The sequence below is a fragment of the Pseudohaliea sp. genome, assembly GCF_040217025.1.
In the GTDB taxonomy this organism is placed as follows: domain Bacteria; phylum Pseudomonadota; class Gammaproteobacteria; order Pseudomonadales; family Halieaceae; genus Pseudohaliea.
In genome coordinates, this window is sequence record NZ_JAVJOA010000008.1 from 704,906 (window position 1) to 729,410 (window position 24,505).

Sequence of the window (24,505 nt, forward strand, 5' to 3'; positions counted from 1 at the left end):
TAAACCATTACACCCGAAAATATCGATGGGCCCCGGAAGACCGCAAGCCTCCGGGGCCCGACAATCGACGACGGCGCAGCTGTCAATCGCCTGATCAGCGAGTGCCCCCCGCTCGACGAGAATTCCCTCTACTGCAACCTGCTCCAGTGCGACCACTTCGCGGCGACCACCGTCGTCGCGGAACAGGACGGCGAAGTGGTGGGGTGTATCTCGGGATACCTCGTCCCGGCGCAGCCGGACACCCTGTTCATCTGGCAGGTGGCGGTCGGCGCCGCGGCCCGCGGCCAGGGCCTCGCCCTGCGCATGCTCCAGCATCTCCTCGAGCGCCCCGCCTGCCGGGCCGTGCGCTACATGGAGACGAGCATCACGCCCGACAACGACGCCTCCTGGGGGCTGTTCCGCAAGCTCGCGGAGTCCCGCGATGCGCCGCTGGCTGACAGCGACTGGTTCGACCGGGACCGGCACTTCGGCGGCGCCCACGACAGCGAACAGCTGGTCCGCATCGGCCCCTTCGCGGCGGCCGAGGACAGAGAATCCACCTTTAAAGAACAACGCAATGACGAGAGGAACACGGCATGAACATCTTCAAGGAAACTGAATCGGAAGTTCAGAGTTATGCACGCTCCTTCCCGCGCGTCTTTCACCGCGCCCAGGGCGAACACATCTATGACGAGGACGGCAACGCCTACCTCGACTTCCTCGCCGGCGCCGGTGCCCTGAACTACGGCCACAACAACGCCGTGCTCAAGGAGAAGCTCCTCGCCTACATTGCCGAAGACGGCATCACCCACGGCCTCGACATGCACAGCCGTGCCAAGGCGGAATTCCTGAAAACGCTGCGGGACAAGATCCTCAAGCCCCGCGGCCTCGACTATCGCGTGCAATTCACCGGCCCGACAGGCACCAACGCCGTGGAAGCGGCGATGAAGCTCGCGCGCAAGGTCAAGGGCCGGGAAACCATCGTGTCCTTCACCAACGGCTTCCACGGCGTGAGCCTCGGGCCGCTGGCGGCGACTGGCAACGCGCATCACCGCGGCGGCGCGGGCACGCAGCTCGCCGGCATCGCCCGGGTGCCCTATGACGGCTACCTCGGCAAGGGCGTGGACACCACGGCCTACCTCGACAAGCTGCTCTCGGACGGCAGTTCCGGCATCGACCACCCGGCGGCAGTGCTCGTGGAGCCCGTGCAGGGCGAGGGTGGCGTGAACGCCGCCTCTGCCCAGTGGCTGCGCAACCTCGAGAAGGTCTGCCGCAAGCACGACATGTTGCTGATCGTGGACGACATCCAGGCAGGCTGCGGCCGCACCGGCACCTACTTCAGCTTCGAGGGCGCCGGGATCAAGCCGGATATCGTCACCCTGTCGAAGTCCATCAGCGGCTACGGCCTGCCCATGGCCATCGTGCTGCTGCACCCGGAACTCGACCAGTGGAAGCCCGGCGAACACAACGGCACCTTCCGCGGCAACAACATGGCGTTCCTGACGGCGAAGGCGACCATCGACGAGTTCTGGTCCGACAACGCCTTCAGCGACAGCGTGAAGCGCAAGGGCGCTTACGTGGCCAAGCGCCTGCAGCGCATGGCGGACGAGTACGGCGAGGGCCACTTCTCCGTCCGCGGCCGCGGCATGTTCCAGGGGCTTAACTGCGTCTCTGGCGACCTCGCCGGCAAGATCGCCGCGCACTGCTTCGAAGAGCGCATGATCATCGAGACCTGTGGTGCCGATGACGAGGTCATCAAGATCTTCTGCCCGCTGACGATCTCGGACGCCAACCTGACCAAGGGCCTCGACATCCTCGAGAAAGCCGTGGCCGAGGTCTGCGCCGAGACCGACGAAATGCCCGAAGCCACGGAAGTGTTCGAGCTGCGCCGCGCCTCCTGAAGGCGCCGCAGCCACCGACCTGCAAGCAATAGGAGCCAAGAATGATTGTAAGGACCCTGGCGGAGGCGCAAGCCTCCGGCCGGCGCATCGTGTCGCCGGACAACAACTGGGAAAGCACGCGCATGTTGCTTAGGAACGACAACATGGGCTTTTCCTTCCACATCACCACGATCTACGCCGGTGCCGACTTCCGCATGCACTACAAGAACCACCTGGAGTCGGTGTACTGCGTGAGCGGTGAAGGCGAGGTGGAGACGCTGGCGGACGGCAAGAAGTACCCGATTGCCCCCGGCACGCTCTACATCCTCGACAAGCACGATGAGCACATCCTGCGGGCCTTCAGCGAAATGACCATGGCCTGCGTGTTCAACCCGCCCCTGTCGGGCAAGGAAGTACACAACGCGGAAGGCGCCTACGAGCTGGACGCGGAGGAGATCGACGCGTGAATACCCACACGGTAGAGAAGATCGGCGGGACGTCGATGCTCGACTACCGCGCAGTCCGCGACAACATCTTCCTGCACGGTGGCGAAAGTGACAATCTCTACGGTCGCGTGTTCGTGGTCTCCGCCTACGGCGGCATCACGAACCGCCTGCTCGAGCACAAGAAGAGTGGTCGGCCTGGCGTCTATGCCCTGTTCTCCGGCAGCCAGCAGGACTCGTCCTGGCGCGAGGAGTTCGAGACGCTGCGCGAGGAGATGCACGCCCTGAACGCCGAGCTGTTCGAGGATCCGGCCGAGACGAAGCGCGCCAACGGTTTTATCGACGAGCGCCTGTACTCGGCGGAAGCCTGCCTGCAGAACCTGGCCAAGCTGTGTGACCACGGCCACTTCAGCCTGGAGGCCCACCTGGACACGGTGCGCGAGATGCTCGCCAGCCTCGGCGAGGCTCACAGCGCCTGGAACACCGCGCAGCTGCTGCAGCGCGACGGTGTCAACGCCTGCTTCGTAGACCTCACGGCCTGGCGCAGCGAGGAGCACCTGCCGCTGGACGACCGCATCCGCGAGGCCATGGCGGAAATCGACGTGAGTACGACCATGCCCATCGTCACCGGGTACGCGCACAGCGACAACGGCCTCATGGCGAGCTTCGACCGCGGCTACAGCGAGATGACCTTCAGCCGCCTGGCCGTCATAACCGGCGCCAGCGAAGCCGTGGTGCACAAGGAGTTCCATCTCTCCAGCGCCGACCCGAAGGTCGTCGGGGAGGACAAAGTCGTTCCCATTGGTCGCACCAATTACGACGTGGCCGACCAGCTTGCCAATCTCGGCATGGAGGCAATTCATCCGAAGGCCGCCAAGGGCCTCCGCCAGAGCGGCATTCCCCTCCGCGTGAAGAACACCTTCGAGCCGGAACACACGGGTACGCTGATCACGTCCGAGTACGTGAGCAGCACGCCCTGCGTGGAGATTATCGCCGGCCGCCGCGGCGTCTACGCGCTGGAGGTCTTCGACCAGGAGATGGCGGGCCAGGTGGGCCGCCATGACCAGGAGATTCTCGCGATCATCCGGCGCTTCAAGGCTGGCATCGTGTCGAAGGACATCAACGCCAACACGATCACCCACTATCTCAATTGCAACCTGAAGACCGTGAAGCGGATCCGCCGCGAGATCGAGGCGCTGTTCCCGAGCGCCGAGCTGGATCAGCAGCGAGTCGCGATCGTCTCGGCAATCGGCAGCGATATGCAGATTCCCGGCATCCTCGCGCGCACGGTCACTGCCCTCGCGGACGATTCGGTCTCGGTGCTGGCCATGCACCAGTCCCGCCGCCAGGTGGATATGCAGTTCGTGGTCAACGAGAACGACTACGAGCGCGCCGTCGTGGCGCTGCACCGCAGGCTGGTGGAGCCAATCGATCACGGCCGCGCTATCTCCCTCGCGTCCTGATGCGGAACTGAAGCGAGCACTGCGGCGTGGTCGCGTCTTTCGTTCTCTGCCTCCTCGGCTTCACCCTCATTGGCCTCTCGTCGGCGCGGGCGAGCCGGGGCACGCGGCACGACTACTACCTCGCCGACGGTACCGTGCCCCCCTGGCTGGTCGGGCTGTCTGCGGTCGCCACCAACAACTCGGGCTACATGTTCATCGGGGTAATCGGCTATACCTACGCCACCGGCTTCCCCGCCATCTGGCTCATGCTCGGCTGGCTCCTCGGCGACTACCTCGGCTCCACCTTCATCCATGCCAGGCTCCGCGCCGCCACCGAAGGCTGTGACGAGGTGTCCTACGCCGGCGTCCTCGCGCGCTGGCACGGCGAGCGCAACACCGCCCTGCAGCGCAGCATCGGCGCTATCTCCCTGCTGTTCCTGATCAGCTATGCCGGCGCACAGCTGCTAGCCGGCAGCAAGGCCCTGCACGTGCTCTTCGAGTGGCCGCTCTGGGCCGGGGCGGTCCTCGGGTCGGTGCTCGTCGTCGCCTACTGCTTCGCCGGCGGCATCCGCGCATCCATCTGGACCGACGCAGCCCAGTCCATGGTCATGATCGTCGCCATGAGCCTGCTGTTGGTCGTCGCGGTGGTCGAACTGGGCGGCTTCGGCGCCGCCTGGGCCGAGTGGAAGGAAATCCCCGAGTTCACGCGCTGGACGCCGCAGGCGCCCGCGTTCCTCGGCTGGACCGGGGGGCCGCTGTTCGTGCTCGGCTGGATGGCGGCGGGGCTGTCGGTGATCGGGCAGCCGCACGTCATGGTGCGCTTCATGACCCTCTCCGCAGGGCCCACGGGCATGCGCCGGGCGCGTACCTGGTACTACCTCTGGTTCACCGCGTTCTACTTCGCGGCCACCGCCGTGGGCCTGCTGTCTCGCCTCTACCTGGCCGACAGCGGCGATTTCGACGCCGAGCTGGCCCTGCCGACCATGGCCCTGGAGCTGCTGCCGGGCGTGCTCGTGGGGGTGATCCTCGCCGGCATCTTCGCGGCGACCATGTCGACCGCGGATTCGCTTATCCTGTCCTGCTCGGCCGCCCTCACCCACGACCTGCTGCCGCACCGCATCGAGCGGCCGCTGCTGATCAAGGCGTCGACGGTGCTGATGACCGCCGGCGCTCTCGTGCTCGCCCTCTCCGGCAGCGACAGCGTGTTCGCGCTGGTCATCCTGTCCTGGTCGGCCCTCGCCAGCGCCTTCGCGCCGCTGCTCATCGCCCTCGCCCTCGGTGCACGCCCCTCCCAGGCGCGCGCACTCATCGCTCTGACCGTTGGCCTGGGCGTCTCGCTCCTCTGGCGCCAGCTGGGGTGGGAATCGGTGGTCTACGAAGGCCTGCCTGGCATAGCGGCAGGCCTGCTCGTGCACGCGGTCCCCGCCGCGGGGCGCAGGGCCCTGCGCGCAGCGGAGTCGTCGACCTGACGGGCTCAGGCCGGGTAACGCGACCCGGAGGTCATCGAATAGCCGCGCGCCGCACCGCCACACTTTAAGTCGTCTCTGGAAATGTTCCGTCGGGAACGAGAGCCGATTCTTCCTGGCCGTTGGCGGCCTGGAACGGGCCGTCACTCGCCAACGAGTTCAAGTGAATGCTTAGGTATCGCACCGCGATTCGGCCACCGTCACGTGGCACAGGCGCTCCACCTTGTCGCGCCCGTGGGAACGTGCCATCCAGACCGATCATGGCCACAGTGCGCTCGGGGCCCTCAGTCCCGTCGAGTAACTGGCGGCGAACCAAGGCGCCGAAATCTCAAATAATGCGTGGACCTAGTTACGGGATACTTACACGCGCATGACTGTTTTCTCAGGAGCGGACCCTCAGCCGAGGGGCGCCGACAGGCTGCCCCAGGCCAGAAGCTGCCGCTCCGAACACTAGTTGGTCAAAGATCGAACTGGTTCTTGATCCGCACACATTCCGCCGACTATTTGCCAATCACCAGCCACCTTCATCCAGGTATGGGTGAACTTTCGCCAGTCCCCTTCACCCTTACTGGTGCCGTCGCCGTAGCCAAATATGTACCCAGCGGCATAGTGAACAACTGCGACCTCTCCGAAGAGCTGCACCGCCTGAGGCTTCAGTTCATACGTAAGTGACCAGTTGTTGTCACGAATTTCCTCAACCCATGATCCGATATTTGCCTTTCCGGTCGGCGTCCAGCTAAAACACGGCCAACCGACGAAATCGTCGTGCCAAAGAGCGACGTAGTCCTCGACATTTGCAGCTGCTACGAGACGCCAATACGTCTCTTCCATCTGCCACACGGCGGCCTGTTCCTCGTCAAGTTCGAGCGCGCCGGCCGACAGACAAAAAGGCAGGGTGAGGACTACCAGCAGGACTAATCTTGTCATTGTTCTTCTCCCCACACTTCAAACATCAAGATGCAAATGAGCAGCTGCTTTGGGTCAGTAGCTGTTAGTGTAGCTCAACTGTCGTGAACGGCTGGAACGGGTCGGGAGCGGTCACACAGGACCGGCTTTTTAAACGGCCGCTAACGGCTTCTCTGCAGCCCAGCCGCCACAATTAAAGTTGCTTCTAGAAACGTTCCCGCGGGAATGAGAGGCAATGGTTTTCGCAGCCCGGTAGCCGGTAATGTAGCTCCCCGATCTTATCGTTCATCGCGCTGAGTCGAGAACCCGTAAAACACGCACGACCGCTAGGCCGACGGCGCAAGACCCGCTGCCAGCGCGGGAACCGCGCCTCGATGCCAGCGCTCAGGCTGATTGATCGCAAGCCTGAGTGAGATAGGTGCCCGTCCTTTCGATACCAGCCGCGGCTACCTTCATCGTCATCATCGCCTGAGAAACCAGTTAAGCAGGCACCCGGGGCCAGGCGCGGCCGGTCTAGAAGGCAACGTAACTGCTGCGTGAATGGTTTACGACGCACTTCGCGAAGCGGTCATTCAGCTTCTGCGGCTCGGAGTCACCGGCCATCAGGCCTGCCATCCACTCATCGTAGGCAGTACCGAAGGCAGCAAAGTCAGCGCTTGTCCCGACCCAGTAGTAGGTTTCTAGGTCACTGTCGTCGTGCGGCATGAATATCTGCGCGTTGTAGCCGCGGGGGTTTGCCCAGCCGTTGAAGTCCTCGACGACTTTCATGTATTCGCCCCAGCTGCATTCGCCGGTCATCTTGAAGGCGATGATGTCCTTGTGTTCTGCCTGGGACAATGCTGAAGCCGACAGCAGGGCAGCGGCGATGGCCATTTTTTTCATTGTTCTTTCTCCTCGGTGTTGGGTCTACGGGTTATCCCGAGTTGTAAGTAAAGTCCAGGATGGGGTTCTGCGCCATTTTTCTGGCCCACGGCTTCAAGCCTGCCCGAAAGCCCGCGGCTTCAGGCTTCCATCGGGCTTTGCAGACCGGACAACTGAAACCAGCGCTTTGGATCCCTGCCTGGCAGGCAGCATATAGGGCGCCGCGCCGCGCCGCGCAGCTCTGCGAAGCAAAACCACGGCTGCAGGCAAACAAGGTTTCCGGGCAGCATTGTATGCGCTCTCCTATACTGTCTGTCCCGGCAGCGCCATCGCCAACAAGAAGTGCACAATAACCCTGAAGGGAGAAAACAATGAAAATGCAGCACTGGATTCCGGCGTGCGCGGTCGCGACGTCGTTACTCGCCTCGGCAGCCTCCTTTTCCCAGGTCACCGAGGACGGCATGGGGAAGATCCTGCCCGTCGAGCTCTATGTCTGTCAGTTCATGGATGGAAAAGGCCATGGTGACCTGGAGCCTGTGGTCGCACAATGGAATGCGTTCATGGACGAGCATGACGTAAACGGTTACGCGGCATGGCTGCTGACGCCCTACTATCGCGGCGCCGAGCAGAACTTTGACGTTCTGTGGATGGGCGCCGCAACAGACGGCAACGCGATGGGCCGTGGTGCCCATCACTGGATCACGGAGGGCGGCGAGGTCGCTGCGGCCTTCGCAGAGGTCATGGACTGTCCGGTTCACCTCGGCCTCGCCTCGGCCATGTACAAGGCGCCACCGAAAGGCAACACCTCCGGCTTGCAGGTGATCAGCATGAGCGACTGCAAGATGAACGAGGGCACGCGCTATTCCGACGTGCGGTCCGCGGAAGTCGAATGGGCACAGCACCTGTCCGACGCCGGATCTGATGCTGCCTATTATCACTGGTTCCCCGACTTCGGCGGCGGCGATCAGGACTTCGACTACAAGCTCGTCTACGGTTATACGGACCTGAAGCGCATGGGCAGTAACTGGGAGATGATGGCCAATGGCGGCGGCCGCACGAAGTCCAAGGAAATCTTCGGCGATCTCGACGAGTGCGATGACTCGCGCGTCTATGTCGGTAAAAGCATCAGGAGCACCAAACTGCGCAAATAGCCCGCGTCCTGGCACCGCCGGTCGCGGACGGGCTGCCGGGAAGCCCGGCAGCCCTGCTCCTGCACGCAGTGCCCGCTGCGCGGCGGAAAATGCTGCAGGCCGCCGAGCCCTCGGCCTGACGCGCTCAGCCCGGAGCGCTGTCTCCGGTCGCCATGGGCAGTAACAGGTCCTCCAGGAAGAAGGCGGACAACTCGGCCCGCCCGGTCACGCCCGCCTTGCGGTAAACCGCCCTCGCCTGCTCTCGCGCCGTGCGCTCGCTCGTGGACCGCACCTCCGCAATCCCCTTGTGTCCCAGGCCCTTCAGGAGCAGAAGGGCGACCTCCTGCTCTGCACCGGTCAGTTCCCAGCGCTGGAACTGTTCCTCGATCGCCGCGCCAAGCCCGCGCAACACCTGCTCGTTCTCGCTGCGCCAGCGGGTGGCTTCGGCCTGCGCCTCTGAAAGATCCGACTGCAGGGTGGATACGGCAACCCGCGCGGCCCGGAGACGACGCCAGAGCAGCACCGCGCCAAGTAACGCCAGGATCAGGACGAAGCCCTCCGCGAGGAGGTGAGCCATGCCGCTGCCCTCGCCATAGTCTGCAACGAGGTCTGAGGCCACCAGGCAGGCGATAACCACGAAGAGCACCAGGGATGCGATCGACAGCCGTCCTTCCTGTGCGTCATCCGACCTAAAGCTCGACAAATCAACCACCTGCGACCGCCTGCGTCATGCGGCGCATTGTAGCAACGGGCAGCCGGCACCACGATAAACGGAACGACAGGGACTCGCAGGAGCGATGCCATGAGTGATACAGCGACCGATACTGCACGACATGAAGGGACGGCCCCGCCGGCGGGGAGGCCGGGCAGTGAGATCAAGGTCTGGGACCTGTTGGTGCGCCTGGGACACTGGACGCTGGTGATCGCGTTCACCATCGCCTGGTTGACCGGCGAGGAGGAAAGCGCGTTGCACATCTGGTCGGGCTACGCGATTGCCGCTGTGGTGGCGCTCCGCCTCTGCTGGGGTCTCGTCGGTACGCGCCACGCCCGCTTTAGCGACTTTGTGCGCGGCCCGCGGGCAGTGATCGACTATCTCCGCGGCCTCGCCGCGGGGACGGCGCCGCGCCACCTCGGGCACAACCCGGCCGGCGGTGCCATGACGGTACTGCTGCTGCTTGCGCTCGCCGTGACCACGGTGAGCGGCATGATGGTCTACGCCATTGAGGAGAACGCGGGGCCGCTGGCCGGCTTCGTCATGTCGACGGACAGACCGGCACCCGCACTCGCTCTCGTGCCCCGGGCCGTGGCTGACGACGATGACGAAGAGCACAGCCGGGGCGGACACGACGAGCAAGGCGAGGAGTTCTGGGAGGAGATTCATGAAATCGCCGCCAACCTGTGCCTGGCGCTCATCATTCTCCACATTCTCGGCGTGATCGCCTCAAGCCTCGCTCATCACGAAAACCTGCCGCGGGCGATGGTAACCGGCAGAAAACGAGCGGAATGACAAGGACAGGCTGGCGGCGAGAGCCGGACTCGATGGTCCGGCACCCCGGCCGGCACGCGTGCCGGTTCGGCCGCCGCGTTGTCAGGCTGGTGCCCGGAGCCGGACTCGAACCGGCACGGCCTTTCGGCCTGGAGATTTTAAGTCTCCTGTGTCTACCTATTTCACCATCCGGGCGCGCCGCGGAGCATAGCACAGCGGCCCGCGCGCCGGCGGCCGTCGCGGCCAGTGCCATGCTAAACTGGCCGCGTAACAGCGACCCCGGACCATCATGTCGGCCCTTCGCAAGTGGCTACTTTCCTGCCTGGCTGTTCTCGCCGTTCTCGTTGCCGGCGGCTTCGCCGTCCTGCTCTCCGACCGCGCCCTGTTCGCGTCAAGCCAGTACCTCGTCGAGACCCTGACGCCCTACCGGCTCGAGTTCGAGGCCCCCTCGCTGGACCGACGGGCGCGCGTTCTCTCTGTCGCAGGCGTCCGCCTTTACCAGCAGGGCCACGACGGGCCGCCATTGCTGGCGGTGCAGCGCCTGGAGATCACCGATCTCATCAATCTCCTGCGCAATGGCAGTCTCCGCGGCACCACCGTACGCGCCGTCAGCGTGCAAGCCTACGTGGACGCCACCGACAGTACGGAAGACCCGGACCCGGAGGACTGGCTGCGCCAGACCCGCTGGCTGCCGGAAGTGCTCGAACTCGACGCCATCCACGTGATCACCCGCGGCGCCGAGACGAAGGTGCTTCCGGTGCGCTCGATTCACGGAGCCTGGAGCCAGGCGGGGCGCTTCGAGTTCAACGCGAGTGTCGAACTGCCGCGCCGAAGGCTGCTCACGGATGGCCACCTGCAGGAACCGGCACGCAACACGCTGGTGCTGGAGGCCTTGATCAGACACCCCGACGGTGAAAGCGTCATCGCTGTCGATGGCGAGGTCACCGCATCGGACAGCAACCTGAACTATCGCCTCGGCGTCGAGGGCACCTACCGACAGGTGGAAAGCCTGCTCGCGGTTCTCGACCCGCAGGCCTACGGTTTCGAGGGATCGCTCCGGCTCAGCGGGGAGATGACGGGGAACCTGCAGGCCGCCGATCTCAAGATCACGGAGCTGGTCCTCGACAATCGCCCCGACTCCGCCTTCACAGCAACGGGCAGCCTCCACTGGCAGAAGGGAGAGCCCGTCTTGGCTGACCTGACCGCACGGGGCACCATGACCGACCTAGGTCCCTTCGCCGCGCTCCTGGGCACGGACCTGTCTGCCCTCGGCCAGGTAGACACCGCCATCGAGCTGGACGGCACATTGAGCCGGCCGCGGATCCGCCACTTTGAATTCAAGAGCCAGAGTGAAGAAGGCCTCGCCGTGGCTCTCGCACCGGTGGATGAGGAGCTGTACCTCGATGAGACCCTGCCGACCGACATCGCAGTCGCGGTACGCCTCAGCGGGCCCGACCCGTCCGTGCTGGCCCCCTGGATCACCCCGCCCCCCCTGCAAGCCGGGGCGTGGGAGGTGAACGGAACCGTGCGCCGGCCCGGTGAGACGCTCACGGTGCATGACCTCACCGTCACGGTGGAAGACCTGGCGGGGAGCGGGACCTTGCGCGGAAACGGCGACATCGAGCAACTCGTCCCCGGCGCAGCAGGCGGCCCGCGCTTCCGCGGGCTGAAACTGCGGCTGTACGCTGACGCGCTGCCCCTGGCTCCGCTGGTCGCCGCTGCTGGGGAAGCGCTGCCCTTCCCCATCGACGGGGAGGTCGGCGGCGTGGCCGACCTGTTGGGCGACGAGGGCAACCTCGAGCTGCGGGGAGTCGATGCGTCGGTGTCCGCACTGGGCGGCAGCACTCGCTTGCGCGGAAGCGTCGGCCAGTTGATCGGGCTCCAGGCGGTAGACCTTCGGATTGAACAAAGCGGTCTGACGCTCGCAGAGCTGGGAGAGGCCCTGCCCGGTAAGCTGAACGAACTGCTCGCCGGCGCCCGCGCCGGGGGGTCGCTGCAGCTGCGCCGCAGCGGTGGTGACTGGCGCGCCGAAGACGTCAGCCTTTCCCTGGCCGGCGCAGAGCGGATCGAGCTCTCCATGACCGGCACCGTGCGCGAGCTCAGCAGCGCGCCCCATGCGCAGCTGGAAGCCCGTTACCGCATACGGCGACCCGCAGACGATGATGCCATCGCCCTGCCGCCCGGGGCGGGAACGGCGGTGCTGGACCTGGCAGCCGACCGTCAGCTGATCGGCCTGCACGCCTTCCTCGGCGCTACGGATCTCACCAGCATCGTCGAGGTCACGCGGGACGGCGGCGGTATCACGGGTCTCCAGGCGGAGCTACACGCGCCGCGCCTGCACCTGCCTGACCTGGCAAGGATGCAGGCACAGCGGCAGCTGGCCGCGGTCGATGCGGAGGACGAGTCAACGGCGGGCGACAGGCGCGGTGCCAAGGCCTTTTCCCGCGTGCCGGCGTACCCCATTGCCCTGCGTCTCGATATCGGTGATATCACCGGCAGCAACACCCGGCTGAGCGATTTCCAGATCGTGCTCCGCGGCGCCGACCGACGCTTCACCCTTGATCGTCTCGACGTTGACTACGCGGGCGGCGCTGTTCGCCTTCGCGGTGTCGCCGACTTCAGCGGCACCGCAGCGGCGATCAGCGTCGCCGGCGAAGCGCTTAGCCTGCCGGTCACGGCCCTCGCGGAAGACCTCGGTTACGGCGGCGAGATCGAGGGGATACTCAGCCTGCGCGGCGGCCTGACCACCCAGGCCAGCGCTCCCGGCGACCTCGTCGCCAACATCGACGGCAGTCTTGCCGGCGCCGTGGCCGACGGCTACGTCGAGGGGGCCGCCTTCGACCTGCTGATGACGGACCTCGTGTCCTGGCTGCTCCTCGGGGGCATCCTGCAGGAAAACACCAATTTTGAATGCGGCATAGCGAAGTTTCTCTTCGAGGACGGCGTCGCCCGCAGCGAGGGCATCTACCTGGCGACCAAACACATGATCGCCGAGGGCAAGGCCACGCTGGACTTCCCACACAAGTCGCTCGACGTGCGCATCGATCCCCGGGCACGGTCCCGGGCGGTACAGATTCCCTCCTCGGTGCGCATCCGGGGGCCGATGAACAACCCGGCAATCATCCCCTCACCGATCGCCGCAACGCTCGATGCCTCCGCCAAGCTGCTCTTCCTGATTCCCGAACTCGGCATGAAACTCCTCGGCATCAAGCCCGGCAAAGGCAACCGCGCAAACCCCTGCGCGGCGATCTTTGCAGACGAGAACGGGGGTGCCCGCTAGCGTGCTACACTCGCGCCGGACCGAATAAGTACAGGAAGATCCATGGCCTCCGCGCGCGGCGAATTCAGCTCACGCTTCGGGTTCATCATGGCCGCCGCCGGCAGCGCCGTCGGCCTGGGCAACATCTGGGGCTTCCCGACCCAGGCCGCGAGCAACGGCGGCGCCGCCTTCCTGCTGGTCTACCTGCTGCTGGCCTTTACCCTTGCCTACCCTGCCCTCATGGCCGAGATCATCATCGGTCGCCACGCCCACGCCAACGCGGTGAACGCCCTGCAGCGCATCGCCGGCGGGCCCGTCACGCGGCGGCTCGGGGCGACCACCGGGCTGGTCGGCCTGGTCGTGGCGAGCTTCATCCTGAGCTTTTATGCGATCGTCGCCGGGTGGATGATCGCGCATTGCCTCGGCTCGCTGGCGGCGCTGGTCGGCGCTGATGGCATCGCGGCATGGCTGACCTTCTTTTCCCTCGGTCGCAACGCGAGTTTCGTCGTTGTTTTCATGCTGCTCACGATCGGCATCATCGCCGAGGGCGTGCACGACGGCATCGAGCGCTGGTCCAGCCGGCTCATGCCCATCCTCCTGGTAACCCTCGGCTGCCTCGTGCTCTACGTGCTAACCCTCGACGGCGCCATGGAGGGTCTGAAGGTCTACCTGCTGCCGGACTTTTCTGCCGCCCTGTCGCCGCAGCTGATCATCAACGCGCTCGGGTCGGCGTTCTTTTCCCTCTCGCTCGGCGTCGGCACCATGCTGATCTACGGCTCCTACATCAACGACCGGGAGAACCTGCCCGTGGTCGGCGGCCTGGTGACCGGCGTGGATATCGGCATCGCCGTGCTCGCCGGCTTCCTGGTGCTGCCCGCCATGTACGTGGCCCTGCACAACGGCGTGGAGATCTTCGACGCCGCCGGCGGGCTCATCTCCGAGGACACGCTCATCTTCACCGTGCTGCCGGAGCTGTTCACCAGCATGGGCGTCGCCGGCGCCTTCGTGTCGCTGCTCTTTTTCTTCCTCATGAGCATCGCCGCGCTCACCTCGTCCATCTCCATGCTCGAGGTACCGGTGGCGTATACGATCGAGGAGCACGGGGCCAGCCGGCGCAGCGCGGTACTGCTCATCGGCGGCATCATCACCGCCATCAGCCTGCTGATTCTGCTCAACTTCGAGACGCTTTTCGGCCTCGTGGTGACGGCGACCACGCGCTACAGCCAGCCGCTGCTGGGCTTCGTCTTCTGCATCTACGCGGGGTGGATCTGGCGCCGGGACCAGTTGCTCGAGGAGCTGCGCAAAGGGTCCCCGGAGATTGCCGGCACCCTGTTCTGGCGCATCTGGCCCTGGCACGTGCGCCTGGTGTGCCCGTTGATCATCTTCGGGATCTTCGCGCAGAACCTGTTCGGCTGAGCCGCCATGGCGCGCTTCCTCGTCGTCTTCCTCATCCTGCTTGCGGCCCTGTTCACGGTCGAACTGCTGGAGCCGGTGCAGGAGCACGTGGTGCAGCCCTTCACCGCCGCACTGGCCGACATCAGCGCGGCTATCATCATGCCCTTCGATGACCAGGTCATCGCCAGCGGCCGGGTGATCCGGCACACCGGCAACTATTTCGCGGTGTCCATCGAGGCGGGCTGCAACGGGGTGGAGGCCGCCATCGTGCTGGTCGCGGCGGTCATCGCCTTCCCGGCCCGCTGGCGGCAGCGGCTCGCCGCCATCGCCATCGGCTTTCTCGCCATCCAGGCCATGAACATCCTGCGCATCATCAGCCTGTTCTACCTCGGCATGTGGAACATGACCGTGTTCAGTTAGACCCACCTCTACCTGTGGCCGGTGCTGATCATGCTGGACGTGCTGGTGGTGTTCCTGTTCTACCTGCGCGTGGTGAACCGCGAGGCGGCGCCGGCGTGACCCCCCTGGGCTTTTTCGGTCGCGTGCTCCTGCTGCTGGTACCGGCCTTTGCGGCCTGGTACCTGCTGGGCGCCGTGCTCGCTGCACCGGCGGTCTGGCTGGTGTCGGAAATCCTCCCGGCCTGGCTGCCGGCGCTGGTGGCTTCGGTCTACCTGGACGGTGCGACCATGACCGTGGTGTCGAGCCTCGGCGAGGCCGGCGGCAGCTTCCTGCCGGCGGAGCAGGCCGGCGGCGCGCTCGGCTTCCGCATCGATTCCCGCGTCCTCAGCTACTCCATGCCCTTCTTCGCGGCGCTGCACTTCGCCACCCCGCTGCCCGGGCGCTGGGAGCGCTTCGCCCGTGGACTGTTCGTGCTCTGGCTGCTCCTGGTGCCCGGGCTCATCAGCACGGCCTTGAAAGACCTCATGCTGACCCTCGGCGAAAGCTTCCTAGCCGCGCCGGGCACGCCGCCCGCCGATGCCGTTGCGCTGGCCTACCAGTTCAATACGCTGATGGTGCCGCCGCTCGCGCCCATACTCCTCTGGGGCTGGGAGGCGCGGCGCTCGCCCGCTATTCAGGCGCTGTTCCCGGCGCTCTTCCCCGCCACGCCGGAAGCGGACGGCGTGGCCGGGCACGACGACAAGGCGCCCGGGACACCCTCACGGCGCTCACCGCTGGAGCGGTAACGCCAGGGGCGGCCGCCACAGGTCGCGTAGTTCGCGCAATCCGCCGTGCAGCCGCGGCACGGCAGGCGCTGCCCGGGCTCAGGCGGCATCGTCGACCCCCCGCGCGCGCTCCTCGCGCAGGAGCGCCTGGAAGTCCTCGCCCCGCTCCTCGAGCACCGCGTGCAGCGCCTTCTCCATGAGGTGCCGGGCCTGGCCGGTATAGGCGTAGATGCAGGCGTGGACGGCGGCGTCGTGCCAGTTGTCCACGGAGCAGGAGGCCGAGTACTCCTCGAAGTTCACCAGGGCCCGGATGAGGTCCGTGATGTGCCGCGGACACTCGCAGTCCAGCCGGCTGCGCAGGCGGCGGGCCGCCGACAGCTCGAGCTCGTTGAACTCCCGCGGCCGTGAGGCGACCAGCTCGCCGAGGTCCGACTCGCCGAGGCGCACAGCCTTCTCGGCGCTGCTGCGCGTGATCTCGAAAGCGAGGTAGGCCGGGTCCGGCGGCAGCGAGGTCACGACCAGGCCCCGGCTTTCCAGTTCCTCGAGCCAGCGCTCGTTGCCGAACTGGTAACAGACGATGGTGCGCCCTGGCTGCAGCTGGTCGACCACGGCCTGCAGCCGCGCTACGCTCGAGTTGGCGAGGTTCGGGCACTCCACGACCAGCGTGTCGAGACTGCCCAGTTCCGCCATCAGGGCTTCACCGAGCTCCGCGAGGCTCAGGCGGGCCAGCCGGGCATCGACGCCGGTGATGCAGCCCTGGTGCCCGTCGAGCCATTCGCACAGCTGTTTGCCGACAAAGGCCACGCGGGGCTTGCGATCGGCGAGCAGTTCGCGGCTGTTGCGGCCGCGCTGCCGCAGGAGCATTTCCAGGGTCTTGCGCTCCGAGGCGGCAATTTCGCCGATGCGGGCGCCATCGCGCACGAGCGCCGCGACCAGCTGCAGGTGCTCGAGGTCGGCCTGGGTATACTGGCGGCGCCCGGTGGCCGACTTGTGGCTCGCGCCGAGCCCGTAGCGGCGCTCCCAGACACGCAGCGTGTCCGGTTTTAATCCTGTGAGCCGCGCAACCGTACCAATACCATAGAGCGGCCGGGTTTCCAGGTGAGCGCCAGCGTCGGCGCCCGCGGTTTCGCCGGCCTCCGACGCCGGCGTCGAGCTGTCATTTGCCTGTACCATTGTCAGGTCCTCGCTGGGTGTTTCACGACAGGTTACGCGACAAAACCTGGTCCAGATCGGGCAAAAGCTGCCGATGTACGGATTTTGTCGTGCTTATACCGGGACAAACGGGCGATTTACCTGTCCAAACCGCTACATTCGACCGTATTCCTGAACAAGACGAGCCAGAAGAGAGGTATCCCGTGGATTCAGTCTTGGCAGACACCGAAGAGAAAGATCTCGAACGGCTTTTCGCCGAGGCGCGGCGCTATCCGCTCCTCACCGCGGAACAGGAGCGCGAGGTGGATACGCGCAAGTGGGCGGCCGTGCACGGGCTGCAGGCGTTGTTCGCCCGCGATGCGGCGGCACGCCACTACCTGCTCGAGTGGGCGGGAAACTGCGCCCTTGCGCCGCTGGACATCGCCGGCTTCGACAATCGCGAGCACCACTTCATCCTGCGCCGGGAGGTCGCCGACTACCTGCCCGGCGGCAAGGCACAGGAGGCCATGCAGGCGCTCGCCGCGGGTTTGCGCAGGGGCCGCTCGGAGCGGCACCTCGCGAAGCTGATCAGCGACCTGAAGCTCCCGGCGAGCCTCACCGTGGGCCTAGCCGGGGTCATCCTGCGCCTCGAGGGGTTGGAAGTGCCGTGCAGCGTCGCCAACGCCCTGCAGGACTGGCAGCGGAGCTGGCAGCGCATTAGCCAGCGCGCCCGCCCGGCCCTCGACGAGACCGCGCGGATGACGCTCGAGTCGCTGATCGAGGAGTACACCGACGCGCGTGACACGCTGACGATGCACAACCTGCGCCTGGTCTATTCCATCGCGGGACGCCACCGGGGCAAGGGCGTGAACTTCCTGGACCTTATCCAGGAAGGGACCCTGGGCCTGATCCGCGCCGCGGAAAAGTTCGAGTACGACAAGGGTTTCCGTTTCAGCACCTACTGCTTCAACTGGATTACCCAGTCGGTACGCCGCTTCGTCGGCGACACCGGCGGCCTCGTGCGCTACCCGACCCACGTACAGGAGCAGGTCGGCAAGCTCTACCGCATCAAGCTGAACCTGGTAAACCGGACCGGCAACGAGCCGGGTGACGAGGAGCTCGCGGAGGCGGCCGGTCTCAGCGTCGAGAAAACCCGGCAGCTCCTCCAGTTGCGCAATCTCGGGGTGTCCCTCGACACGCCGCAATACGAGGACGACGACAGCACACTGCTCGACACGCTGTCCGGCGGGCCCTTCCAGCACACGGAAGCACGCGCCGAGACCGACTCGCTGCACGAGCGGCTGCTCTCGGAGCTGACCAGCCTGGAGCCGGCGGAGCGGCAGGTCGTCATCGCCCGCTGGGGCCTGCACGAAGGGCCGCCGCTGTCCCGGGCGGAGATTGCCGACAAGATGGCCGTCTCCCGGGAGTGGGTGCGCCAGCTGGAGCGCTCGGCACTGAACAAGCTGAGCCGCAGTGAGACGGTGCGAACGGCGTACGAGGATTACGGCGCCGTCAGCTCCTGGGAAGGCGCCTGAGAGAGCGCAGCGAGGCGGGGGCTAGGGTTTGCCGAGGAGCTGGCCGACGGCGCTGTCGATGTCGCGGTAATGGAAGGCAAAGCCCGCCGCCTCGAGACGTTTCGGCAGCACCTTCTGGCCGGCGAGCAGCAGCTCGTCGGCCACCTCACCGAGCATGATGCGCATCACGAAGCCCGGAACGGGCATGCCGGGCAGCGTGGTGAGCCTGCGCCGCAGTGCGGCGCAAAGCGTGCGGTGGGTCACAGGCGCGGGCGCGGTTACGTTTACGGGCCCGGCGAGGGCCTCCTGCTCGAGAAGGAAGGCAAAAGCCGCGATCACGTCCGCCCGGTGCACCCAGCTCAGGTACTGGCGGCCACTGCCCAGCCAGTTCGCAATGCCGAAGCGGAAGGGGCGCGACAGCTCCACGAAGGCGCCGCCCTCGCGATCGAGGACGACCCCGAGGCGGGCGAGGACGACGCGGGTGCCCAGCGCCTCGGCCTCGCGGGCCGCGGCCTCCCAGTCGCGGCACAGCTCGGCGGAGAAGCCCTCGCCCATGCTGCTCTGCTCGTCGAGGGTCTCGTCGCCGCGATCACCGTAGTAGCCGATAGCGCTGGCGCTCACCAGGACCGACGGCGGTCGCGCCAGGCGACGGCATAGCGCGACCACGGCGGCGGTGGTATGCAGGCGGCTCGCGACCATCTCCCGCTTGTAGGCTTCGGTCCAGCGCCTGCCGTTCAGGGAGGCGCCGGCGAGATTGATCACCGCGTCGACGCCGGCGTCGTCCGCGAGTGCGTCGAGGCTCTGAACGTAGCGGACGCCGCCACCGTCGGCGTGCTTTCCGCGGGAAAGTATCGTGACCTCGTGCCCGTCCCCGCGCAGCCGGGGCACCAGGGCCGAGCCGATGAAACCCGTTCCGCCGGTCACTAGCACATGCATCGTCGCGCTGCTCCTTCTGCTCACTGTCGTCTCGGCTTTCCCTTCAGGCCGCTCCGGCGTCTGCCGCCGCTCCGCCACCCGCGGGGGGAGCAAAACCTGGACACGGCGCGCAGGCGCGCCTGCCACCCCGTATAGTAACGGGATGGCCGACCCGCTACAGTCAGACCTTGACCAATTGCTCGCGTTCCGCGCGGGGCATCCCCGCCTGCTGGTGCTCACCGGCGCCGGCATCAGCGCCGGCTCCGGTATCCCCACCTACCGGGACGCCGAGGGCACGTGGCTGCGCGCCGCGCCGATCACCCACCAGGACTTCCTTCGCGATCCGGCGCGGCGCCGCCGCTACTGGGGCCGCTCGGCCGTGGGCTGGCCCGGTGTGCGCGATGCGCGCCCGAACGACGCCCACCGCGCCCTCGCCCGGCTGGAGCGTGCCGGCGCGGTGGAGCTCCTGGTAACCCAGAACGTCGACCGCCTGCACCAGCGCGCGGGCAGCGCCCGGGTCACCGACCTGCACGGCCGCCTCGACCGCGTGGTCTGCCTGCACTGCGGCCGGCACGGGGACCGGGAGGCCCTGCAGCAGCGCCTGCTGCGCGACAACCCCTTCCTCCGCGAGGGCCGCGGCGATGCGCGCCCCGACGGCGACGCGGAGCTGCCGGACGCCGACATCGCCCGGCTGCGGGTGCCCGACTGCGACCACTGTGGCGGCGTGCTCATGCCGGACGTCGTGTTCTTCGGCGGCAGCATTCCCGCAGCGCGGCTGACGGCCTGCCGCGAGGCGCTGGCGGCGGCCGATGCGCTGCTGGTCGTCGGCAGCTCGCTGCAGGTCTACTCGGGTTTCCGCTTCTGCCGGGACGCCGCAGCGGCGGGCAAGCCGATCGCCCTGCTCAACCCCGGGCGCACGCGGGCCGACGACCTGGCCGGGCTGCGGCTGCGCTCCCCGGCCGAGGTCCTGCTGCCGGCCCTGGCCGACGCACTCGCCAACGATACCGCGAAGGCGGCCAGCGCATGAGCGATGCACCGATCATCTACTGGTTCCGCCAGGACCTGCGCCTCGACGACCTGCCCGGCCTCTGTGCCGCCGCCGCCACCGGCCGGCCGGTGCTGCCGGTCTACCTGCTGGACGATGACGCCGCCGGTGAACGCGCGCCCGGCGGCGCCAGCCGCTGGTGGCTGCACGGCAGCCTCGCGGCGCTCGCCGGGGAACTCGACGCGGCGGGCGGCGAACTCTATCTGCGCCGCGGTGACACGCTGGCGCTGCTAGAAGAGCTGAGCGCGCGCACCGGCGCGACCGCCGTCTACTGTTCCCGCCAGTACGAGCCCTGGGCCGTCGCCCTCGAGGAACGCCTGAACGAACGCCTCGGCGCGAAGGACATCACCGTGCGCCGCTACCCCGGCACCCTGCTGTTCGAACCCGGCAGCGTGCTGACGAAGAACGGCGACCCGTACAAGGTCTTCACGCCTTTCTGGCGCGCCTGCCGCGCGGCGGCGCCGCCGAAGGCGCCGCTCGCGCGGCCGGATTCCCTCTCCTGGCAGGCACCCCCGGATGCCGGCGATCAGCTGGACGACTGGCAGCTGCGGCCGAGCAAGCCCGACTGGGCTGCCGGCTGGAGCGACGACTGGGAACCCGGCAGCGCCGGTGCGCAGCGGCGGCTGCAGCAGTTTCTCGAGGAGACCGTGGACAACTATGCCGAGGACCGCGACCGGCCGGACCGGGACGGCACCAGCCGCCTGTCGCCGCACCTGCACGCCGGCGATGTTTCACCGCGCAGGGTCTGGGACGCGGCACAGCGGGTCGCCGGTGGGCACGGGGCGGCGGCGAAGGCGGTGGACAAGTTCCTGGCCGAGCTGGGCTGGCGCGAGTTCTCCTACCAGCTGCTGAGCTTTTTCCCGACCCTCGGCGAGAAAAACTTCAAGACCGACTTCGACGCCTTCCCCTGGGCCGACGACCCGGAAGGCCTCATCGCCTGGCAGCGCGGGTGCACCGGCTACCCGCTGGTCGACGCCGGCCTTCGCGAGCTGTGGGCCACCGGCTACATGCACAACCGCGTGCGCATGGTCACGGCCTCCTTCCTCACCAAGCACCTGCGCGTGCACTGGCGCGAGGGTGAGGCCTGGTTCTGGGATACGCTGGTGGATGCCGACATGGCCAACAACTGCGCCGGCTGGCAATGGGTCGCCGGCTCCGGCGCCGACGCGGCGCCCTACTTCCGCATCTTCAACCCGGTGGCGCAGGGCGAGAAGTTCGACCCGGATGGCGCCTACGTGCGCCGCTGGGTGCCGGAACTGGCACAGCTGCCCGACAAGTACCTGAACAAGCCCTGGGAGGCGCCGGAAGACGTGCTCGAAGCCGCGGGTGTCGAGCTCGGCAAGGACTACCCGGCGCCGATCGTCGAGCACAGGGCCGCGCGCCAGGCGGCCCTCGACGCCTACGGGGAAATCACCGGGAAGAAGTAGGCCGGCCCCCGGCCTGGCCCCGGCGCGCCGCCAGCAGCGTCTTCTGCAGCCCCTCGATACGCCGCGATGCCGCGAAAGGAGACAGTTCCGGCACGGTGTGCCCCTCCTTGCCCAGCAGGTCCAGCTGCGCGTAGAACCAGTACATGGTGCCGAAGGTGTCGAGGGTGCGCAGGAGCTTGGAGCCGCGGAGGAAGCGCAGCGGCTTTGGCAGCAGGCCCAGGTCCGCCTCGTAGCTCGGCAGGCTGTCGGCACCGGCCAGCAGCCGCGCCGGGCCGTCGGTCTGCACGCAGAGGGGGCGGCCGAGGCCGATGAGGTCCACGCCCTCGGCCAGGGCCTGCTCCATCGCCGCCCGGGTGCGGAAACCGCCCGTCACCATCAGCGGCACCTTGACGGACCCGCGCATCGCCAGCGCAAAGTCGACGAAATAGGCCTCCCGCGCGCGCGTGGACGCCGCCACGGCCTGTTCCTCCGCCGGCTCCAGCCCCTCGACGCCCAGCAGCCGCGGCTGCTCGTAGGTACCGCCGGAGATCTCGACCAGGTCCACGCCGGCCTCCTCCAGCCAGCGCGCCACCTGCAGGCTGTCCTCGAAGGCGAAACCGCCCTTCTGGAAGTCGGCGCTGTTCAGCTTCACGGCCACGGCAAAGCCGGGCCCGGTGGCCGCGCGCACCGCCGCGATAGTCTCCAGCAGCAGGCGCGCCCGCTTCTCCGCGGAACCGCCGTAGGCGTCGTCGCGCCGATTCGCGCGAGGGCTCAGGAATTCCGAGAGCAGGTAGCCGTGGGCCGCGTGTACCTGCACACCGCCGAAGCCCGCGGCCTGCACCGCGGCGGCCGCCGTTGCGAAGCGCCCCGGCAGCTCGCCGATCTCGGCGTCGGTCAGCGCCACCGGCTCGCCGAACTGCCCGCCGGGAAGACCGAGCTTGATCGCCGACGGTGCCTTCGGGTGCGGGTTGACCTTCTTCATCGTCTGCCGCCCGGCGTGGCTGAGCTGCACCCAGGCCGTATTGCCCGCGCTGGTGGCCGCCTCGGCCCAGCGCGCCAGCGCCGCCTGCTGCTCCTCGCCGGGCGCACCGTGGATCACGACGTTCCCCGGGCGCTCGAGATGGTCCCGGTCGACGATCACGTTGCCGGTGATCAACAGACCGGCCCCGCCCTCGGCCCAGGTGCGGTACAGCCTGCAGAGCGCCTCCGTGACAACGCCGTCGGCCGTTGCCAGGCCCTCGGTCATGGCCGCCTTGGCAAGGCGATTGGGCAGCCTGGCGCCGCAGGGCAGCGTCAGCGGCTCGGCGAGCCTGCTGTCGGCCGGACTGTCGGAGCGGGTCGGTGCTGTGGCCATCGGGCTGTCTCCAAGATGCGGGCCGTCATGGTAGGCCGTGATGCGAGGGGTGTACACGCCGCGACGGGGCTGGTGCAGCTCCTGGGGTCCGCGGCCCGTGACGGTCGCTTTACAGGCTGGGAAGCGTCTACTGCCTTCAGAAATACACTCGTTTTGAGTGTAGTCATAAGGCAACGTCATGGCCGAACGCCATGGGGAGCAGACCCATGCCTGATATCGCAATTTGGCTTTGGATTCTTTGTGCACCCGCCATCGTCGTGATGATGAGCGCCAAGCGGTGAGCCCGGCGCGGGGCGGGGGAAGGTGAACCCCCCGGGCCCGCGTTTCCGCGGAAACGTACCTAGAAATTACTTGAAGTCTACTGCCGGCAGGCTGAGCCCGCGCTGGTGAGCGCTAGTCGGCGCCAGCAACAGTCTCGACACGCAGCCAGAGGCTGTCGTCGTCACGACGGGTGCTATAGGTGCGGTGGCCCGTCTCCCGCGCGCCACCGGCCGGCTGCCAGAGAGGCAGCCACTCGCCAGGAGTGGCGAACACGTCACCTTCATAGCGCAGCAGGTCGTCCCCGGCCTTACGTGCGACCACGAGCTGCACGCGAACCTCGTCTCCCTCGCGGCTTACCGTCAAGCGCAGGCTCTCGGCATGCACCGGTACGCTCGCCACCGAAACCCAGCCGAAGGGTCCCACGCCCGCCGCCCGGCTCTCGGCACCCCGGCTGCGGGCAAGCGTGACCGTGGCGCCCTCGGCGGCCTGCACAGAAACGCCCGGCGGGGCCGTGGACAGCCTTCCACCGGCGGGCGGCTCGGAAGCCAGCGTGAGCCGGTAGGTCTCGGCCATGGAGGGGGCGACGAGTCCGGGGAGCAGGACCACGGCCAACACGAGGGATGCAAGTAGCCTGGTTGCGCGCGATCGCGATATTGGAGGCTCGGGTCGGAATCGAACCGGCGTAGACGGATTTGCAATCCGCTGCATAACCACTCTGCCACCGAGCCTGGGGATATTGGAGCGGGAAACCGGGTTCGAACCGGCGACCTCAACCTTGGCAAGGTTGCGCTCTACCAACTGAGCTATTCCCGCTTTTGACCGGCCGTCGGGCCGTAAGAGCGCTCACCCTTGGGTGAGGGCGCCAATTGTAGGCCTTCCCCGGCGCCAGTCAAGACATGCCCTCCCGGGCGCGGATGACGTGGGCGGCGGCGCGGAGGTAGGCGACCATGGACCAGAGCGTGAGCACCGCGGCCGTGTACAGGAGCAGGTAGCAGAGGCCCAGCAGCCAGGTGCCGTCGCGCGCCGGGTCGATGGCCAGCAGGCCGATGACCGCCACCATCTGGAAGGCCGTCTTCACCTTGCCGATGTAGGAAACCGCCACCGAGGTGCGCTCCCCCAGCTCGGCCATCCACTCCCTCAGGGCCGAAATCACGATCTCCCGGCCGATGATCACGCTGGCGGCGAGCGTGAACAGCGGCGTGTCGTGGCGCTCCACCAGGAGCACCAGGGCCACCGCGACCATCAGCTTGTCGGCCACCGGGTCGAGAAAGGCGCCGAAGGGGGTCATCTGGCCCAGGCGGCGCGCGAGGTAACCGTCGAACCAGTCAGTCACCGCAGCGAGGGTGAAAATGCCCGCCGCGACCAGCAGGTGGCCCTGGAACGGCAGGTAGAACACCACGGCCAGGACCGGGATCAGGAGGATCCGCAGCAGGGTCAGGGCGTTGGGAATATTGATCGGCAAGGCGCTG

General features: G+C 67.2%; 22 protein-coding genes and 3 tRNA genes. 14 read left to right on the plus strand and 11 right to left on the minus strand.

Annotated features, from left to right (window positions below):
- The first annotated feature begins 21 nt into the window (after positions 1-21).
- Genes ectA through RKE50_RS07460 form a run of 5 tightly spaced genes read left to right on the plus strand, consistent with a single transcriptional unit; the run spans position 22 to position 5,213 of the window.
- The gene (gene ectA / locus RKE50_RS07440) at positions 22-579 is read left to right on the plus strand and encodes a diaminobutyrate acetyltransferase (protein WP_350036491.1); all 558 of its coding nucleotides are present in this window, start codon (positions 22-24) and stop codon (positions 577-579) included.
- The gene (gene ectB, locus RKE50_RS07445; protein WP_350035577.1) at positions 576-1,880 is read left to right on the plus strand and encodes a diaminobutyrate--2-oxoglutarate transaminase; all 1,305 of its coding nucleotides are present in this window, start codon (positions 576-578) and stop codon (positions 1,878-1,880) included. The genes ectA and ectB overlap by 4 nt, the downstream gene beginning before the upstream one ends.
- A 41-nt stretch (positions 1,881-1,921) precedes the next feature.
- A complete protein-coding gene (locus RKE50_RS07450) occupies positions 1,922-2,326 on the plus strand; it encodes an ectoine synthase (protein WP_350035578.1) in 405 nt (134 codons plus the stop codon).
- A 35-nt stretch (positions 2,327-2,361) separates the two neighbouring features.
- Entirely contained in the window at positions 2,362-3,765 is a 1,404-nt protein-coding gene (locus RKE50_RS07455; RefSeq protein WP_502937885.1) for an aspartate kinase, read from the plus strand.
- 26 nt (positions 3,766-3,791) lie between these two features.
- The gene (locus RKE50_RS07460; protein ID WP_350035581.1) at positions 3,792-5,213 is read left to right on the plus strand and encodes a sodium/proline symporter; all 1,422 of its coding nucleotides are present in this window, start codon (positions 3,792-3,794) and stop codon (positions 5,211-5,213) included.
- Between the two features lie 447 nt (positions 5,214-5,660).
- On the opposite strand, the gene RKE50_RS07465 is transcribed toward RKE50_RS07460, so the two are convergent.
- Both RKE50_RS07465 and RKE50_RS07470 read right to left on the minus strand, forming a co-directional pair.
- A complete protein-coding gene (locus RKE50_RS07465; protein WP_350035582.1) occupies positions 5,661-6,137 on the minus strand; it encodes a YybH family protein in 477 nt (158 codons plus the stop codon).
- 492 nt (positions 6,138-6,629) lie between these two features.
- The gene (locus RKE50_RS07470; RefSeq protein WP_350035584.1) at positions 6,630-6,998 is read right to left on the minus strand and encodes a hypothetical protein; all 369 of its coding nucleotides are present in this window, start codon (positions 6,996-6,998) and stop codon (positions 6,630-6,632) included.
- 350 nt (positions 6,999-7,348) lie between these two features.
- On the opposite strand from RKE50_RS07470, the gene RKE50_RS07475 reads away from it, so the two are divergent.
- Entirely contained in the window at positions 7,349-8,128 is a 780-nt protein-coding gene (locus RKE50_RS07475; RefSeq protein WP_350035586.1) for a hypothetical protein, read from the plus strand.
- A gap of 124 nt (positions 8,129-8,252) precedes the next feature.
- Here the strand turns inward: RKE50_RS07475 and RKE50_RS07480 are convergent, their stop codons facing one another.
- On the minus strand, positions 8,253-8,819 hold the full coding sequence (locus RKE50_RS07480; protein ID WP_350035587.1) for a helix-turn-helix transcriptional regulator: 567 nt from the start codon (positions 8,817-8,819) through the stop codon (positions 8,253-8,255).
- A 90-nt stretch (positions 8,820-8,909) separates the two neighbouring features.
- Here RKE50_RS07480 and RKE50_RS07485 point away from each other — a divergent pair, with 90 nt between their 5' ends.
- On the plus strand, positions 8,910-9,614 hold the full coding sequence (locus tag RKE50_RS07485) for a cytochrome b/b6 domain-containing protein (RefSeq protein ID WP_350035589.1): 705 nt from the start codon (positions 8,910-8,912) through the stop codon (positions 9,612-9,614).
- Between the two features lie 87 nt (positions 9,615-9,701).
- Here RKE50_RS07485 and RKE50_RS07490 read toward each other — a convergent pair.
- Positions 9,702-9,788: transfer RNA gene (locus tag RKE50_RS07490), tRNA-Leu, on the minus strand.
- A gap of 94 nt (positions 9,789-9,882) precedes the next feature.
- Between RKE50_RS07490 and RKE50_RS07495 the strand changes: the two genes are divergently transcribed.
- From RKE50_RS07495 to RKE50_RS07510, 4 genes are all read left to right on the plus strand, one after another.
- Complete coding sequence (locus RKE50_RS07495; protein WP_350035590.1) at positions 9,883-12,873, plus strand: AsmA family protein; 2,991 nt, start codon at positions 9,883-9,885, stop codon at positions 12,871-12,873.
- A gap of 42 nt (positions 12,874-12,915) precedes the next feature.
- A complete protein-coding gene (locus RKE50_RS07500) occupies positions 12,916-14,268 on the plus strand; it encodes a sodium-dependent transporter (RefSeq protein ID WP_350035591.1) in 1,353 nt (450 codons plus the stop codon).
- 6 nt (positions 14,269-14,274) lie between these two features.
- A complete protein-coding gene (xrtH, locus tag RKE50_RS07505; RefSeq protein WP_350035592.1) occupies positions 14,275-14,667 on the plus strand; it encodes an exosortase H in 393 nt (130 codons plus the stop codon).
- 95 nt (positions 14,668-14,762) lie between these two features.
- Positions 14,763-15,431: an exosortase H-associated membrane protein gene (locus RKE50_RS07510; RefSeq protein ID WP_350035593.1), complete on the plus strand. Its 669-nt coding sequence runs from the start codon at positions 14,763-14,765 to the stop codon at positions 15,429-15,431.
- 78 nt (positions 15,432-15,509) lie between these two features.
- Here RKE50_RS07510 and RKE50_RS07515 read toward each other — a convergent pair whose 3' ends face one another.
- Complete coding sequence (locus RKE50_RS07515) at positions 15,510-16,583, minus strand: MerR family transcriptional regulator (RefSeq protein ID WP_350035594.1); 1,074 nt, start codon at positions 16,581-16,583, stop codon at positions 15,510-15,512.
- Between the two features lie 194 nt (positions 16,584-16,777).
- On the opposite strand from RKE50_RS07515, the gene RKE50_RS07520 reads away from it, so the two are divergent.
- Entirely contained in the window at positions 16,778-18,076 is a 1,299-nt protein-coding gene (locus RKE50_RS07520) for a sigma-70 family RNA polymerase sigma factor (RefSeq protein ID WP_350035596.1), read from the plus strand.
- A 21-nt stretch (positions 18,077-18,097) separates the two neighbouring features.
- Here the strand turns inward: RKE50_RS07520 and RKE50_RS07525 are convergent, their stop codons facing one another.
- Positions 18,098-18,991, minus strand: a complete 894-nt coding sequence (locus RKE50_RS07525; protein ID WP_350035598.1) for a TIGR01777 family oxidoreductase — start codon at positions 18,989-18,991, stop codon at positions 18,098-18,100.
- Between the two features lie 142 nt (positions 18,992-19,133).
- On the opposite strand from RKE50_RS07525, the gene RKE50_RS07530 reads away from it, so the two are divergent.
- Together RKE50_RS07530 and RKE50_RS07535 are read left to right on the plus strand one after the other, a co-directional pair.
- A complete protein-coding gene (locus RKE50_RS07530) occupies positions 19,134-19,997 on the plus strand; it encodes an NAD-dependent protein deacetylase (RefSeq protein ID WP_350035600.1) in 864 nt (287 codons plus the stop codon).
- A complete protein-coding gene (locus RKE50_RS07535; RefSeq protein ID WP_350035601.1) occupies positions 19,994-21,442 on the plus strand; it encodes a cryptochrome/photolyase family protein in 1,449 nt (482 codons plus the stop codon). The genes RKE50_RS07530 and RKE50_RS07535 overlap by 4 nt, the downstream gene beginning before the upstream one ends.
- On the opposite strand, the gene RKE50_RS07540 is transcribed toward RKE50_RS07535, so the two are convergent.
- From RKE50_RS07540 to pgsA, 5 genes are all read right to left on the minus strand, one after another.
- Positions 21,426-22,775: an NADH:flavin oxidoreductase/NADH oxidase family protein gene (locus RKE50_RS07540; RefSeq protein ID WP_350035603.1), complete on the minus strand. Its 1,350-nt coding sequence runs from the start codon at positions 22,773-22,775 to the stop codon at positions 21,426-21,428. The two genes, RKE50_RS07535 and RKE50_RS07540, sit on opposite strands and share 17 nt — an antisense overlap.
- Positions 22,776-23,168: 393 nt before the next feature.
- Positions 23,169-23,642: a hypothetical protein gene (locus RKE50_RS07545; RefSeq protein ID WP_350035604.1), complete on the minus strand. Its 474-nt coding sequence runs from the start codon at positions 23,640-23,642 to the stop codon at positions 23,169-23,171.
- A 48-nt stretch (positions 23,643-23,690) separates the two neighbouring features.
- Positions 23,691-23,764: transfer RNA gene (locus RKE50_RS07550), tRNA-Cys, on the minus strand.
- 9 nt (positions 23,765-23,773) lie between these two features.
- A tRNA-Gly gene (locus RKE50_RS07555) sits at positions 23,774-23,849 on the minus strand.
- 76 nt (positions 23,850-23,925) lie between these two features.
- Positions 23,926-24,492, minus strand: coding sequence for a CDP-diacylglycerol--glycerol-3-phosphate 3-phosphatidyltransferase (gene pgsA / locus RKE50_RS07560; protein WP_350036492.1), 567 nt, complete (start codon positions 24,490-24,492; stop codon positions 23,926-23,928).
- Between the last annotated feature and the right edge of the window lie 13 nt (positions 24,493-24,505).